The following is a 16,224-nucleotide window of genomic DNA, read 5'->3' on the forward strand; positions in this document are numbered from 1 at the left end:
CGTATTGTCAAATTTGTGATTTAATAAAAATGTACTCTTGAATAGGTTATAAAAAGAACATGGAAAGACAAGTTGATATTCTTATTGTAGGCGCAGGTATTTCTGGTATTGGCGTTGCTGCACATTTATCTAAAAACTCGCCACAACGCTCATTCGAAATTATTGAACGTCGAGAAAGTTTTGGTGGTACGTGGGATTTATTTAAATATCCTGGTATTCGTTCAGACTCAGATATGTCTACTTTTGGATTTAATTTTAAACCATGGCAAAAAGCCAATGTTTTGGCTGATGGTGCTTCAATTAAAGGTTATGTCGCTGAAGTTGTTGAAGAATATAAATTAAAAGATAAAATTCATTTTAAACATCGTGTGCGCACAGCGAATTATGATTCTTCAATTAAAAAGTGGATTGTTGAAATTGAAGATGAGAATCAAAAATTACACACTTGGGTGGCTAATTTTGTTGTCGGTTGTACAGGTTATTATAATTACGACCAAGGCTATCAACCTGACTTTCCAAATAAAGAAGCATTTAAAGGTGAGTTTGTAAATCCGCAATTTTGGCCTGAAAAATTAGATTATACAGGAAAAAAAGTCGTCATTATTGGAAGTGGTGCAACTGCAATTACCTTGGTTCCAGCGATGTCGAAGGGTGGTGCGGCTCATGTAACCATGTTGCAACGTTCGCCAACGTATATTGCGTCTATTCCTTCAGTAGATTTTGTGTATGACAAAATGCGTAAAGTGCTTCCTGAAGATGTTGCATATAAATTAACGCGTGCTCGTAATATTGGTATGCAACGCGGTATTTACGCACTTGCACAAAAACAACCAAAATTACTGCGTAAATTCCTATTAAAATCAATTGAAATGCAGTTAAAAGGTAAAGTGGATATGAAACACTTTACGCCTAGCTACAATCCTTGGGATCAACGTTTATGTGTGGTTCCTGATGGTGATTTATTCAAAATTTTACGTTCAGGTAAGGCAAGTGTTGAAACGGATCAAATTGAGAAAATTACTGAAACAGGCATTCAATTAAAATCTGGTAAACATTTAGAAGCGGACATTATTGTGTCAGCGACAGGTCTTGAAATTCAAATCTTAGGCGGAATCAAAGCAACGATTGATGGTAAGCCAATGAATACATCACATCATATGCTTTATCAAGGTGTGATGGTCAGTGATGTGCCGAATATGGCGATGATTATTGGTTATATTAATGCTTCATGGACATTGAAAGTTGATATTGCAGCAGAATATATTTGCCGCCTTGTGAACTATATGGATCAAAAAGGCTTTGACGAAGTGATTCCGCAAGGTGATGCAACCGAGTTGATGGAAGATACTGTAATGGGTAGCTTAAGCTCTGGTTATATCGCTCGTGCTGCCGATGTGATGCCAAAACAAGGTAAGCACGCGCCTTGGAAAGTCAGCAATAATTATTTGGCTGATCGTAAAGAACTTAAAAATGCCAAGTTTGATGATGGTGTATTAAAGTTTTATAAACGTGAAGCGCAAGCAGCAAAAAAGCCTAAACTGGTTTCTTGATTGATATCAAAACTGAAAAGGAGCGAAAGCTCCTTTTTTGTATTAAAGGAAGTATCAAATTTTGCTGATATTATTTTTCAAAACGATATCAATAGAAAATCTTTAAAAAAAGAAAAGGAGTCTTTTTACCCCTTTTCTTAAATATTTTTGGTGCGAATTAAAAACTATAAAGAACGTGAAATAAGTTCTTTCATGATTTCGTTGGTCCCTGCATAAATACGATTTGCACGGTTATCAATATAGGCACGAGCAATTGGGTATTCGAGCATATAGCCATATCCACCATGTAGCTGTAAGCACTCATCCACAACTTCAGAAAATAATTCTGAAATCTTGTATTTCGCTGCTGCGGCAGCTTCTATGCCTAAATTTCCCTCAAGTTGCAGTTCCATACAACGGTCGAGATAAGCACGACAAAAGTCAATTTCTGTACGCATTTCAGCAAGTTTAAAACGAGTATTTTGGAAAGCACCAATTGGTTTTCCGAATGCTTTACGGTCTTTAGTATATTGAACTGTATGGGCAAATGCTGCCTCAGCTCCTGCTTGACAAATAATTGCCACAAGCATGCGCTCCCATGCTAACTCCTTCATTAACATGATAAAGCCCATGCCTTCCATGCCGATTAGGTTTTCTTTAGGTACACGCACATCTTCAAAGAATAATTCGCATGTATCTTGACCTTTCATGCCGATTTTATTTAAGGGCTTGCCTTTGCTAAAACCAACACGATCAGCTTCTACAATAATTAAGGATAGATTGGCTGACCCTTTCTCTGAGCTTCCTGTCTTGCACACAACGATGGCCATATCGCATAAATAACCATTGGTAATGAAAATTTTAGAACCATTGATCACATACTCATCACCATCTAAAACTGCAGTAGTACGAACACCTTGCAGATCTGAACCCGTGCCTGGTTCAGTCATTGCAATGGCAGTGACAACTTCACCAGATGCCATTTTGGGTAGCCATTTTTTCTTTTGTTCTTCATTGGCAAAGTTGTTGAGATAATTGGCAACGATATCCGAATGCAATGAAAAACCAGTCGCAGAATCCATTGCATAAGCTTGTTCTTCGATCAAAATCATACTGTATAGACGGTCTACACCATAACCGCCATATTCTTCAGGCATGGTTGCGCAAAGTAGCCCTAAGTCTCCAGCTTTATTCCATAAGTCACGATCCACATGTTGTTGTTGTTCGTATTTTTCGATGTTTGGAACAACTTCTTTTTCATAAAATTTACGTACAGTTTCACGAAATGCTTCATGTTCAGCATTAAATAATTTACGAGGTAGCATGCTTGCTAAAGGTCGAATCGCACCTGATTGCATTTTTATAATATCCAAATAGAATTTTAGTGCTTAGAAATTATGTGAAATACAAAATAGTCGCAATGAGATGAATGCTCAAAACAATTGCAAAAATGATGAATTTGGTCATTTATGCAAAAGAAGAAAATTTTAAATAGAAATAAGGTAAACTAAGCCTGAACTATTTTGAGGGAAAAATAATGTCTGATGAAATAACATTAGAAGAACGTAAAGTGATCTATCGTGCTCGACGTGGCTTAAAAGAAATCGACGTTTATTTTGATCCTTATGTTAAGCAACATTATTTACAAGCTGACCCTTCTGAAAGAGCTTTATTTAAAGAATTGGTCGATCAAGAAGATCCTGATTTACTCGATTGGTTTATGGAAGTTTCAGAACCACCACGTTCAGAGCTTCGTGATTTGATTACAAAATTAAAAAAATATGTTCATGGATAGCCGCAACATACATTACTGCTATCAATTAAAACCCAGTCGATTTGCACTGGGTTTTCAGTTTTTAGGTTTATCTTTAATGTTAATTTTAATCTATTTAATCAGTGATATCTGGGTTGTTATCGGTTGTTTTTTCATTGCATGTGTAAGCTTGATCATCTTTCGTAACCGATATGCTGCCTATCAATTAGAACAACTTGATTACGAATTGTGGTCTGTACAATATTTACCAACACAGAAAATTCAGCAAGTTCAAATTAATCGATTCATTGATCATACTTTTTATATTTCAGTTCATTTTGAGGATAAAAAATTAAAGCCTTTCATTATTTGGCAGGATCAAGTTGATGAATATCAGTGGAAATCGCTTAAAACGAGATGCAAATTTTAGAGATTGTCTAACAAAATAAAATAACCATTAATATTTTATAATGATTAAAAATAATAACTTAATTAGAATTATAATTTAAATTAGTGTTTTGTTAGACGAGAAATAATGAAAAATGCCAAATATTCAAATTGTCAGACAATTATTTGAGCATATTCTCAAACTTCATTGTAAATTAAAAAAACCAACAGCGAGTGAGGGTTTCGAAATGAGTGAAATTCATACGTTTTGGTTTCTAATCATCGCAATTGTTTCTGCGATTATTATCGGAAGATTAGGAACTGTGCTGAGGGAACAGATTGAGAAAGCTAATCATAACAAGCTTAGATGACTCAAAACAAATAGGCTCTCTTGAGGAGAGTTTACCTTTTAACAAGTAGCATGTGCAGAACCGTCGCAATGCTACTTTTTTTTGCCTAAAATTCCTATAAATATAAACTTGGGTCAATTGAATTTGTTTATTGTTATGGCACATTGTTTTTATAAAATTAGAGCAATTACTCTTTTATTCGAAGAGTGCATCTGATATTGTTGGTTAAAAAGGACATAAACACAATTATATAGAGGACAGGAAGATGTCTAAGGTCCACAAATTTGGTCAATTGATGCTGACCGCTGTTGTCGCTTCATCTGTTTTATCTGGCTGTTCATATGTGGTTAAATCTGGTGCAAATATTGCCCTTGGATTCAGTGAGAATCACATTGTCCCACCTATCCTTGCAGGTGGTGACACAGATATGGCATGTAATTCTGGAACGGCATTAACACCAGCCATTATGGCAACAAAAGATATGGGTGCAGATCCGACACGTATGGCCGTGCTGTTATATTCAGCAGCGGGGATGTGTGCGGAAAACCGTGCTTTAGATGCGGAATTAAGATATTTACGTGCTTCAAAAGACGGTAAAGTGACTGAAGCTCAAGATGCACGTGTAGAACAAAAACGTTGGGCGGCACTTGCTGCTGAGCGTCAATATACGGGTTATCAACTTTTTGCAGAGCGTTGGCAGGCCAAGTATAAATATACTTTAGGTGATTCATGCCCGACGATGCGTAAAGACTTGGATCAAACTATTTATTTAATTGGTATGCTCAGCGGTCTACAAGCCATGACCAATGATATTAACTCTGGTGGTGCAGTGAATGTACCTAAAGATATCGCTGCAATTGTTGAACGTGGTATGGCATGCTTGGACAATAATAAGTTTTGGGGTGCGCCAAATGCAACGCGTGCTGTGATTTGGACATTATTACCAGGTGCTGGAGATGGTAAACCTGATCCAACGCAAACTTTACAGCAATCGATGCAAATTGCTGAGCAAAAAGGTGTCCGTTTAGCGTTTGCAATGAATGCTGTTGCTGCGCAAGCAAGCGGTGATGACACTAAATTGCGGAATGCGTTAAAAGCTTATGCAGCATCTCGTGCAGATGACAAACCAGTCAATCCTGAATTTAAATTATTGGATAGCATGGCAGGTCATATGATTCAAGGGATCGCAGATCGTTATTGGACAGAAAATACAGGTGTCCGTGCGGCTGATGATGGAATGTCGACATTCTGGGATGAGCAAAACACCTCGGGTGATGATGAATTATTCAGTGATCTACCTGCACCAACTGAAAGTTCAGAAGCAGCACCGCCTGTTGAAGAAACAACAGGGGCCGGTGAATAGTCGATTTTCAATGAGTTTTTACTAAAAGAAGAGCAAGAGCTCTTCTTTTTTATGGAGAAAAATGGATAGATTACAATTGCGTCAAAGTTGCTTATTGATTTTTGGATGTGCAATTTTTTTTGCCATACTTCAGCTTTTTCAGCAGCAATTTATCTATCAATATGATGTTTTTTTTTCACAGCCTTGGCGGCTATGGACAGGACATTGGGTACATGTTGGATGGATTCATTATTTATTAAATATTGTCGCTCTGGCATGTTTACCTTTTTTATTTCCGCATATTAAGCAGAAATATTTCATCATTTTATTGATGATATTGCCTCCATTGTTAAGTATTAGCTTCTATTTCATTTATCCAAATATTTTTGCTTATGCAGGGCTTTCAGGGGTATTACATGGCTTATATATATATTGTGCTATTGTGAGTTTAACTGAGGGAAATGAACGTAATTTTGCGTTACTTATTCTGTTATTAATCCTGATTAAAATTATTTGGGAATATTTTTTTGGTTCATTTCAGACAGCTCAATTGATTGGTAGCCCAGTACTTACACAGGCGCATTTATGGGGTGTGGTATTTGGCACTTTATTGGCAATTTTGTGCATTATTTTTCATATAAAGGTGATTCAAGAAAACTGAATAAGCATATTTAAAAATTTAATTTAGCATTTATTTTTATTGTGAAAAAGATCTTTATTAAAATAAAGACTTAGAGTGTTTTTGATTTTAGCGTATTATGTTATTAGATTAAATCCATAAATATTTAATGGTTATTAATCTAAAATACAATGATTATTTTGATTGATTCTTCTGTGGTTAAAGATATTTTTGGTCATTGTTGTTGAGTAGGAAACTTATTTTAAAAATATTTCATGGATTGGATATCGTATTTCATTTTTCTTAAATCTTTTACATATAGGGTGGATGCATAACAAATGATTCAATATAAATGATAGATATTAAATAGAAAGAGCCTTTGATTTTGTTAAACATCGCTTGAGTTGGCAAAAAATGCCTTAAATAATCGAATCAATGTCATATTTTTTTTGGTAAAAATAAGGCAAATTTAAACTGTAATAATAGGAATGGGTATTGGTAAAGGATTTTACCATTGACCAAAATAAAATATGCGTTATACAAATCATTGTATGACCGCGATATATAAAAACTGGAATAACAATGCAAGAACCTGTAAATAAAAGATCAGGATTAGGTCTACTCAGTTATCTCTGGAATGAGTGGTTCTCAACCTTTTCCATACTTATCCTGCTTCTTCTGACCCTCATTATTGGGACAGGAGATATGATTCATGGGCAAATGCTTCGTTTCGGTGAAAAACTTTACGGAAATGAACAAGTAGGAATGCAGTATTCTTACTTAAGAGCTGAGCCACAAAAACCTTCTTGTGATCGCAATTTAAATATTGATGCGCTTGTTAAAGAAAAAATGCAGCAGGAAGCCAATGATCCTGATGTTGCATTTTTTGGTGTAACGCCTGAAGCTGACATTAGACAGTCATTTATGGCTGCGCAACAAGAATGTGAAGGGAAATTCGCTTTCTATGATAAATCCATAAAATATATGGAAGAACATACGACGATTCGTGCTTATCGTACGATGGAAACAGGGTTCTTCTGGATTTTGAAATGGGGTGTTGAAAACCGAGTTATTCTTCTTGTACTGATGGTGATGATTGCTGCAATTACAGCATCATTGAAAATGCACCATATTGGTCTACGCCCAGCAAGAACTAAGCTCGATCACAAAGTTTACTCTATTGCCATGATCGTGGGTAACTCATTCTTGAGTTTCTCGGTGTTTAGCCAATACCGTTCAGTATTAAATTCAGGGGTTATTTCTACCTTTGAAACGCTGGCTGTATACTGGTTATGGATGTTCTTATTCGTCAGCTTGGCTGTCATTAGTTTGTATCAGTTGTTCCGTACTCCGCCGAATGCAGAAGAAGGCGGCAAGTTTGGACTCGCTTTATTGTGTATTCCTTTATATGCCTTTATGGCCATTATCACAGGGATCGCATTTACATTCTTTATGGATTATCCAATGGGACAAGGGATTTACCTTGGCTTCTTGGTTGAATTCTCAGGAATTTTCTTAAACTTAGCATTGTTTATTTGGGCAGGTATGTTGCTGACCCAAACACGTGTTATGGATTTGTTCTTGGCAATTCTTCGTCCATGGAACCTTGCTCCTGAAACATTGACTTGGATCATCTTAATTGGTGCTGCAATCCCTACCGCTTATACAGGTGCTTCTGGTATCTTTGTTGTTGCGGCTGGTGCGATCATTTATAAAGAAGTGTGGAACTCTGGTGCACGTCGTCAATACGCACTTGCTGTATCTGCAATGTCAGGTTCATTGGGTGTAGTGTTACGTCCATGTATTCTGGTGATTCTGATTTCAATGTTAGATAGTCGCCATGTAACCTCTGATGAATTATTTGATCATGGTATTTATGTTTTCTGGTTAACAGCGTTTATTTTCCTTGGTGTGTCTTTACTCCTTGCAGAAAACAAATTCCGTATTAATTCACCAAAAATTGCTGTACCGGGTATGCTTCGTGCATTTGTACCTGTGATTCCATATATTGTGATTGCGATTATTGTTATCGGATTCTATAAGTATGGACTAGACACGCAAATGGATGAGTTCACAGCGCCTGTGATTCTTCCAATCATGCTCTTGGCATTTATCTTATTTGATAAAGTTTTAGGAGATAAGTTACCTGTCCCTGAAAATCCAAATAGAGCTTTAGAGCTTGAGCATGAGCGTAAATCGGAATACTTACGTGAACATGGTGAAGATGCTGAGAAGAAGCGTAGTTTTGGTAGCGCAATTCGTTTTGCAACCTCTGAAAGTGTAGGACATATCGGTGCCTTAATTATTCTTATGGCATTGTCAGTGAGTATTGGTGGTCTGATTGAACGTAGTGAAATTGTGACATTAATACCAACACATCTTGGTAGTATCTTGATTACACTTGGTTTCATGGCGTTATTACTTGCTTTAATCGGTATGACGACAGATCCATTTGGTGCAGTAATTCTAGTTGCTACAACTGTTGCTCCAGTAGCCTTTGCAAATGGTATCCATCCAATTCACTTCTGGATGGTTGTATTGGTTGCCTTCGAATTTGGTTATGTAACACCACCTGTGGCACTGAACCACTTACTGACACGAATGTCGGTCGGTGATGCTGAGGTCGCCGCCGCAGATGCTGAGGCAAAAGCTAAATATACGAGCTTCTATTATCGTTATGAACGTTGGATTTTACCGATGGTTGTATTGTTCTCAGCTTTAGTCATCGTGACTTACATACCTTACTTCTTCAATCTATTTGATTGGTATCCAAACAAATAAAGCTGTAATCCAAAAAAGCACCTTCGGGTGCTTTTTTATTTGAGCTTAGAATAAGCGGAAAAGGGCAGTGAAGCGCTATGGTGTAATTGAAGTTGTTGAATACACAACGATATTGAACAAAACCTTTTGTATAAATATTTAATGTTAATGATTATTCAGATGACTTACTTTGATGTGAGTTATTATATTTGTAGTATTAATATAACGTCAGTTCGGGATAAACTTTGATGTAAGCTATTGAAAAGATAGATCAGGCACAGCGGAGTCTTACCATTTAAAAGTCAAATGCAAGGATTAACCCACTTCGTCTTGCACTTCGCTTGAAATATATTTCAATCTTGTTCAGGTTCGACCTGAGAGGTACTACCTCGCCAAGGCTTTCGGGATGAGTGGCACTGCCACGCAAGGGCAAAACCATTTGTCAGTCGCCAACTCGACAGATACTATCAAGTACCTAATATATTGCAAAAACAGTATATTACAGATCTTGCGGAATATATTCCTCATGCCTCGAACAATGCGACTGACGTTTCCGCGTATCAGATAGTTGAGAACATATCTTATCTCGAACTCGATTAATATACATATTTATAATTAAAAGTAATGAAATCAGCAGCTAAGTCTAGTTCAGATTTTTAGTTTTTGAAAATAGTTGGTCTTAGTCAATGTTCAATGTTTCAAGTTGAAAATATTGGTTTATCAGCATCTTAACGAGGCTACACAAATAGCATTTCATGCGAATTTAAGAGCCAAAAAAAGCTTTAACCACATGTGTTAAAGCTTTTTTATTTATCTACTGACTGAGCTAAATTACTTTAAGCTTTTGCTTGAGTTGCCAATTGCTGTTCAAGTAATTTGACTTGTTCTTCTTTTAATTTAATCAATTGGTCTGCGTCGGCATGTTGTGACTTGAGATTGTGTTGCTGTTCATCTAATTGTTTTTGAATATCATCTAATTTAGCAACTTCTTCTTTAGCTAAACTGGCATTTTGAGGAACCTGATCTTTTAAAATAGATGCGTTGACGAGTTCAGTATTTGTAGGCGTTGATGATGCATTTTCTTGTACTGGCTGTGCAACAGGTGGCGTAGCAACTTCAGGTTTTTTCTTAACAGCAACAGGTTGGTTAAACTGATCGTTGACTTGATTACTTTTATGATCATTATTTAGCCAAAATAAAGCCGTAATTAATACAGTTAACGCAATTAAAGCCCCAGCAATGATCCATATTAACTTAGAGTTATCTCTTTCTATACGCATTTTATTCGGTCCAGTTATTTTGAAGAACGAGGCTTGAATTGAATAACCCCAATCTCATCTGGTGTGGCTGGTTCTTCAGGCGCATCTACATGCGTAGGGCGATTTTCAGAGTATCCACACTCGATGCATTCAATCCATTCAGCATCGCCTTGGGTGAGCATAACAATACGATCCATCGCTTCACATTTTGGACACTTTGCGCCAGCAATGAAACGACGTTTGATATTCATATACCCACCACACTTAAATCAATTTTGACCGTTAGTTTAAGCGTTGTTTAATGGTTCGTCCAACCCTGATGACGTAATAATGCGTCAATTTTTGGTTCACGCCCGCGGAAATTGATAAATGCGTCAAGTGCTGTGTCTTTTCCGCCAACTGCTAGAATATTCTTGCGAAATTCTTGTCCAGTTTGTGTGTTAAAAACACCCTCATTTTCAAATCGATCAAAGGCATCACTGGCTAAAACTTCAGCCCATTTATATGAATAATAACCTGCAGCATAACCACCTGCGAAAATATGACTAAAGCTATTTTGGAAACGGTTATAGCTTGCTGTCGGTAGTACCGCATATTTATGGCGAATGTCATCTAGTGTCGCCTGGATTTGCGTTGTATCTAAAGCAGGGGTGAGCTTATGAATGGTCAAATCAAACAATGCAAATTCAATCTGACGCAAACTTTGCATACCTGACTGGAAGAAACGCGCATTCAGTAATGCCGTAAGTAAATCATTTGGCAATGTTTCTTGGGATTCAATATGCTCGCTAATTAACGCTAAACTTTCAGTATCCCAAGTCCAAAACTCCATGAACTGGCTTGGTAATTCAACAGCATCCCACGCCACACCATGTGTACCCGCCACAGAAATATTATCTACTTCGGTAAGCATGTGATGTAAACCATGACCAAACTCATGGAACAGCGTATTCACCTCATCATGGGTTAACAGAGCTGGTTGATTGCCTACAGGTGGGGTGAAATTACCCACCATGTAACAGATAGGTTTTTGTAGCCCGTGTTCTGTTTGCATACGAGAACGGAAACCACTCATCCATGCACCACCACGTTTGCCATTGCGTGCGTAGAGGTCAAAATAGAAACCACCAATCACAGTACCTTGATCTTCAAGCTCATAATAATGCGCATCTGGATGCCAAAGTGGTGCTTCACGCTCAACCACATTGATGCCATATAAACGCTGAACCACGTTGAATAAACCTTGAATCACTTTTGGTGCAGGGAAGTAGGGCTTTAAATCTTCTTGAGAAAGATTGAATTTTTGTACTTTTAATTTTTCAGAATAATAGGTGCTATCCCACGGTTGTAATTCATCAATACCATCCAATTGAGCAATGGCTTTGAGTTCCTCAATTTCTTTTAAAGCCGGCGCTCGAGCATGTTCAGCAAGATCAACCAAGAATTTATCTACAGTAGCAACATCAGGTGCCATTTTCGAAGCTAATGAATACTCTGCATAGTTGTCAAAACCTAAAAGTTTGGCCATTTCCTGACGTAAACTGAGAATTTCAACCATTACAGAGGCATTGTCATATTGCTGATCATCAGCCTGATCAGATGCACGTGTGGTATAGGCCTTATATAACTCTTCACGTAATTCACGATCTTGAGCATAGGTCATTATTGCCAAATAAGATGGAATGTCGAGCGTTGCAACGGGCTGATCTAAATCACGTTGTTGACCATATTGTTTTAATAATTCAACACTGCTTTGCGGTAAGCCTTTTAGCTGATCTTCGCTTAATGGTTTGCTATACGCTTGGGTTGAATCTAATACATGATTAGAAAAATCAGAAGAAAGTTGTGATAAACGTGCTGAAATTTCTGCATAGCGTTTTTTAGCATCACCTTCTAATGCTACACCTGACAATTTAAAATCACGTAAAGCTAATTTAATGGCACTTTGTTGTGCGCTTGGTAAGTCAGTGAAGATGACATTGTCATAAATGTGTTGATAGCTTTGATATAGAGGAACGTGTTGTCCAAGCTGTGTGTAATATTCACTTAAACTTGGTAATAGTGATTGATACACTTCACGGGTTTCTACGTTGTTCATCACGGCATTTAAATGTGACAAAATGCCCCATGATTCACTCATATTGTTTTCTAAAGTATCAATATTTTCTAATACTTGTAGCTGTTGTTGAATGCTGTCTGGTACTTGAGTCAGTTCATTTAAAAAGTGCTGACCATTTTGAATGGCTTGCTCAATATTTTGTTTCAGTTGGTCTAAGCTAATTTGATCAAATTGTGGTACAGGCAGAGTCGCCTTTTCTAATGTCATGCGGTTAAACCAAATTATTGACTAAGTTATCAATAGATGTAGGGCTTTTGGTAGGGGAAATCAAGTGACAATATGGTAAATTTATTGAGCATTTCACAGCCTTTATCTTGAATATGATGGATTTTTCCTGAAAAACGACAAGGTTTGAATTTTCATGATTTTATTCCTAAGTTATTAGAGTGGATATTCATGAGTCATAAAACAAAGGGAAATATGTGATGATACAAGAAAGGTATTTTTTAGAAATAGAAAGTTTTAGTCATGATCGTGGACCAGAAATAGAACTTGTTTGTGCGATTGAAGTTCATGACTTTGAACTTAAAAAAGATCAAATTATTTTTAAAAATTGCTTAAACTCTAAAATCTTGTATGAAATGACAGAATTGAATCTACTCAAAAGAAGTAAGAAAGTTACAGGTTATAGTTTTTGCTTGAATTCTAAACTATATGATCATCAAAGATGCATTTCAGATTATCTAGGGTTCCCTTATGAATTTAACTATACTGAATCGGATTTGACTATTTATGATTTCAGCAATGTTGAATGTGACGAAGATGATCATCAATCCTTAAGAGAAAGAGTTGATTTTTTCTTAAAGCAAAAACAGTTTTTAAAGCTTTTTCTTGAGAATAAAATATTATTAAAACAATGGTTTGGTTTAAATGAATTTGACAAAGAGTGTTGGTTAATAGCCTCTCATAAAGTTGCTGTTAATCGACAAATGACTGAGCGTATCCCACAAGTTAGCCATATTATTTTAGATGGTCACTATATACATTCGGAAAATGATCTTTATTGCGCTATAGGCGAAGAAGTCTGTGGTATTTTTGGTTATATGGGATATACCTCGTCAGCTTTAAGAGACTGTTTAACGAATGATGATCTTCGCCAACTCATTGTCCATTAACCATTATATGGAAGAATTTTAAAAGTTCTGAACAAAATTTTAATTGTATGGATGATTTGAATTATTTGGTTCAGTTTTTAAAAGAATACTCAAATTTAAAGATTGAACTCTAATCTTTAGCCATAAAAAAGAGAGCCGAAGCTCTCTCATTTTGAAACTATTCCGATGAAGCCATTTAAAAATTACTCGGTCTTAGCTTTCGCATTAGACTTTTTCTTTTTCGCCTTAGCCTTTTTCTTCACTTTATCTTTAACCTTCGTTTCAGACTTTGTTGAAGGACTTGCACTAGGTTTTTTATTGTAAGAACTGGGCTTTCCTTTGGATTTTTTCTTTCGAATGGGACGTTCTCCATCTTCACTGACTTTTGCATCGCTAGATTCAGATTTTACTTTGGTTGGACGTTCAGAAAAAACTTCTTCTTTTGCAGTTGCTTTGGCAACACGAGGTGCACGACTACGAATCGCACGACCTGCATGAGAAAGTTGCTGTAACAACTCAAAGTCAATCTTACGTTCTTCAAGATTCACGCCAGCGACTTTAATTTTGACTTCATCGCCCAAACCAAAAGTTTGACCACGATTTTGCCCAACTAAGTTTTGACTTGCTTGATCAAAAACAAAATAGTCATCGCCTAATTGGCTGACATGCACCATACCATCGACATACAAATCTTTGAGTGTGATAAATAAACCAAACTCAGCTGTTGCACTGATCACACCGACAAATTCTTCACCCAAATGCTGTTGCATATAGTGGCATTTTAACCATGAAGTAACTGAGCGAGAGGCTTCATCGGCACGGCGTTCAGTTGCAGAAAAATGTTCACCTGCATCATCTAAAGCAGCACCTGAAAGTGGCGATGGTTTTTGTGTTAAATGTGCCTTAATTGCACGGTGCAATAGCAAGTCAGGATAACGACGAATAGGTGAGGTAAAGTGTGTATACGCTTCATAAGCCAAACCATAATGACCTACATTTTTTGCGCCATAAAAAGCTTGCATCATTGAACGGAGCAATACCGCATGAATACTTGGTGCATCAATACGGTCTTTGGTTGCTTCAATAACGGCTTGATAATCCGCTTGAGTCGGCTGTTCTGGAAATTTTAAGCCCAGTAATTTCACAAAATCACGAACTTTTTGAATACGTGAGAACTCAGGCGCTTCATGCACACGGTATAACATTGGAATATCATGCTTTAAGCAATATTCCGCTGCGGCAACGTTGGCAAGCAACATGCATTCTTCAATCAGTTTGTGTGCAACATTACGTGAACGAGGTAGGATTTCATTAATTCCACCTAATTCATCAAACGTCATATAGGTTTCAACGGTTTCAAATTCCATTGCATGACGTTCAGCACGTAAGCCTTTTAAAGTTTCATACAATTGATACAAAGTATTCAATGATTTACGTACATCACGATCTTCAGGAACAGCAGTGCTGTCGCCGTCAAAATATTGTGCAACTTGGGTATAGGTTAAACGTGCCTTTGAATGCATCACCGATGGATAAAATTCAAATTTAGTCACTTTACCTGCACGACTTAAATTTAAATCACACACCATACACAAACGGTCAACGTGTGGATTTAAAGAACACAAGCCATTAGAAAGTGCTTCGGGAAGCATGGGTAATACATAATGTGGAAAATATACCGATGTACCACGTTCTTGCGCTTCATCATCCAAAGGCTTACCTGAACGGACATAGTGACTCACATCTGCGATAGCAACAACCACACGATAACCACCACCTGGACGTTTTTCAGCATAGACTGCATCATCGAAATCACGTGCATCTTCACCATCAATGGTGACCAAGGGTAAATCACGTATATCAATACGACCTGCATGATCTTGAGCACTTGGTTCTTTAAAGCTTTCAGCTTCTTTGACTACTTCTTCTGGAAATTCATAAGGTAAACCATATTCTAAAATGGTTTGTGGGATAATAATTTCAGTATCCGCTTTATCTGCCATCGATTGAATGACATGTCCTGTCGCAAAATTATCGCGAGTCGGATAGTCATCAATTTCTACACGTAATGCATCGCCAATTTTAGCTTTGGCATGTTCAATAAGTTCTTTTTCTAAAGTAATCGGTTGGTGTGCATTGGGATTTGCAGGTTGAATAAAATATTCACCTTCAAATTCTGCAACTTTACCAATCAATTGCTTAATACGACGTTGAGTGACTTCGGTAATATAGCCCCAAGCTTTACCTTTACGATCCACCGAGGTTTGTTGGACTTTGACTCGATCACCATGAAAGACTTGGCGTAACTCACGCTCAGGCAATAAAAATTCATCTTTCTTGCCATCTAAACTGGCAACACCCAAACCTTTTGAGTTGATATAAACAGTTGCATCTAATGTAGGTTGATCTGCCATGAGCTGATATTTAAAACCATCTTTCATTAGCTGACCGTCACGTACCATTGCACTTAAGCGATGGCTGAGCGCATCTATACTTTTTTGATCTGCAATTTCAAACAGACTCACAAGGTCTGCATGCGACAGAGATTGTTTTTTTTGCTCAATGATTTCTAAGATGAGCGTACGACTTGGAATAGGATTGTCATAACGTTCAGCTTCAGCTTTAGCTTCAGGATCGACCCAATTTTTCATCATGTATTTGGTTTCTAGTCAGAAGATAGGATTAGCATAAGTCATACAGTGCCAGACTGCACGTAATTGATTGCAATAATGCGCTTTAAATTTAAGTTTAGGGAGATTTCTTTAAATTTTCATTTAATTAGCAGCATTTAAAGACTAAAAAAACGACAAAATGATGAAAATTGCTTAAAAAGTATTTAATTGAGTAAAAATCTATAACTTTTTTAGGCTGATGGCTTGCTGAAACGAGTTTTACTTTGTATTATGGCGGCTCGTTACGGTGAGATGGGTGAGTGGCTGAAACCACATCCCTGCTAAGGATGCATACGGGTAACTGTATCGAGGGTTCGAATCCCTCTCTCACCGCCAACGA

The 16,224-nt window shown here is 37.1% G+C and carries 12 protein-coding genes and 1 tRNA gene; 8 read left to right on the forward strand and 5 right to left on the reverse strand.

Going from position 1 to position 16,224, the window contains the following annotated elements:
* Positions 1–59 precede the first annotated feature (59 nt).
* The gene (locus GGG_RS0102945; protein ID WP_010112128.1) at positions 60–1,550 is read left to right on the forward strand and encodes an NAD(P)/FAD-dependent oxidoreductase; all 1,491 of its coding nucleotides are present in this window, start codon (positions 60–62) and stop codon (positions 1,548–1,550) included.
* 164 nt (positions 1,551–1,714) lie between these two features.
* On the opposite strand, the gene GGG_RS0102950 is transcribed toward GGG_RS0102945, so the two are convergent.
* Entirely contained in the window at positions 1,715–2,887 is a 1,173-nt protein-coding gene (locus GGG_RS0102950; RefSeq protein WP_029574416.1) for an acyl-CoA dehydrogenase family protein, read from the reverse strand.
* A gap of 179 nt (positions 2,888–3,066) precedes the next feature.
* Between GGG_RS0102950 and GGG_RS0102955 the strand changes: the two genes are divergently transcribed.
* From GGG_RS0102955 to GGG_RS0102980, 5 genes are all read left to right on the forward strand, one after another.
* Entirely contained in the window at positions 3,067–3,324 is a 258-nt protein-coding gene (locus tag GGG_RS0102955; protein ID WP_010112131.1) for a succinate dehydrogenase assembly factor 2, read from the forward strand.
* A gap of 76 nt (positions 3,325–3,400) precedes the next feature.
* Positions 3,401–3,712 carry a hypothetical protein gene (locus tag GGG_RS0102960; protein ID WP_138920253.1) on the forward strand — a complete coding sequence of 104 codons (312 nt, stop codon included), beginning with the start codon at positions 3,401–3,403 and terminating at the stop codon, positions 3,710–3,712.
* A gap of 572 nt (positions 3,713–4,284) precedes the next feature.
* Positions 4,285–5,382 carry a hypothetical protein gene (locus GGG_RS0102970; RefSeq protein ID WP_010112137.1) on the forward strand — a complete coding sequence of 366 codons (1,098 nt, stop codon included), beginning with the start codon at positions 4,285–4,287 and terminating at the stop codon, positions 5,380–5,382.
* A gap of 61 nt (positions 5,383–5,443) precedes the next feature.
* On the forward strand, positions 5,444–6,022 hold the full coding sequence (rrtA, locus tag GGG_RS0102975; RefSeq protein WP_010112138.1) for a rhombosortase: 579 nt from the start codon (positions 5,444–5,446) through the stop codon (positions 6,020–6,022).
* Between the two features lie 540 nt (positions 6,023–6,562).
* Positions 6,563–8,761, forward strand: coding sequence for a TRAP transporter large permease subunit (locus tag GGG_RS0102980; RefSeq protein WP_010112139.1), 2,199 nt, complete (start codon positions 6,563–6,565; stop codon positions 8,759–8,761).
* Positions 8,762–9,576: 815 nt separating this feature from the next.
* Here GGG_RS0102980 and GGG_RS0102985 read toward each other — a convergent pair.
* From GGG_RS0102985 to GGG_RS0102995, 3 genes are read right to left on the reverse strand one after another with little or no spacing between them, the layout of a single operon-like run.
* Positions 9,577–10,020, reverse strand: coding sequence for a hypothetical protein (locus GGG_RS0102985; protein ID WP_010112140.1), 444 nt, complete (start codon positions 10,018–10,020; stop codon positions 9,577–9,579).
* Between the two features lie 14 nt (positions 10,021–10,034).
* The gene (locus GGG_RS0102990; RefSeq protein ID WP_171057646.1) at positions 10,035–10,244 is read right to left on the reverse strand and encodes a YheV family putative zinc ribbon protein; all 210 of its coding nucleotides are present in this window, start codon (positions 10,242–10,244) and stop codon (positions 10,035–10,037) included.
* Between the two features lie 53 nt (positions 10,245–10,297).
* Positions 10,298–12,340: a M3 family metallopeptidase gene (locus GGG_RS0102995; protein WP_029574417.1), complete on the reverse strand. Its 2,043-nt coding sequence runs from the start codon at positions 12,338–12,340 to the stop codon at positions 10,298–10,300.
* Positions 12,341–12,540: 200 nt separating this feature from the next.
* Between GGG_RS0102995 and GGG_RS0103000 the strand changes: the two genes are divergently transcribed.
* Positions 12,541–13,233, forward strand: a complete 693-nt coding sequence (locus tag GGG_RS0103000) for a hypothetical protein (protein WP_138920254.1) — start codon at positions 12,541–12,543, stop codon at positions 13,231–13,233.
* A 182-nt stretch (positions 13,234–13,415) separates the two neighbouring features.
* Here GGG_RS0103000 and rnr read toward each other — a convergent pair whose 3' ends face one another.
* On the reverse strand, positions 13,416–15,863 hold the full coding sequence (gene rnr, locus GGG_RS0103005; protein ID WP_029574418.1) for a ribonuclease R: 2,448 nt from the start codon (positions 15,861–15,863) through the stop codon (positions 13,416–13,418).
* 267 nt (positions 15,864–16,130) lie between these two features.
* Here rnr and GGG_RS0103010 point away from each other — a divergent pair.
* Positions 16,131–16,220, forward strand: a tRNA-Ser gene (locus tag GGG_RS0103010).
* Positions 16,221–16,224 lie beyond the last annotated feature (4 nt).

Origin of the sequence: Acinetobacter sp. P8-3-8, from assembly GCF_000214135.1 — a bacterium.
Lineage (GTDB): Bacteria > Pseudomonadota > Gammaproteobacteria > Pseudomonadales > Moraxellaceae > Acinetobacter.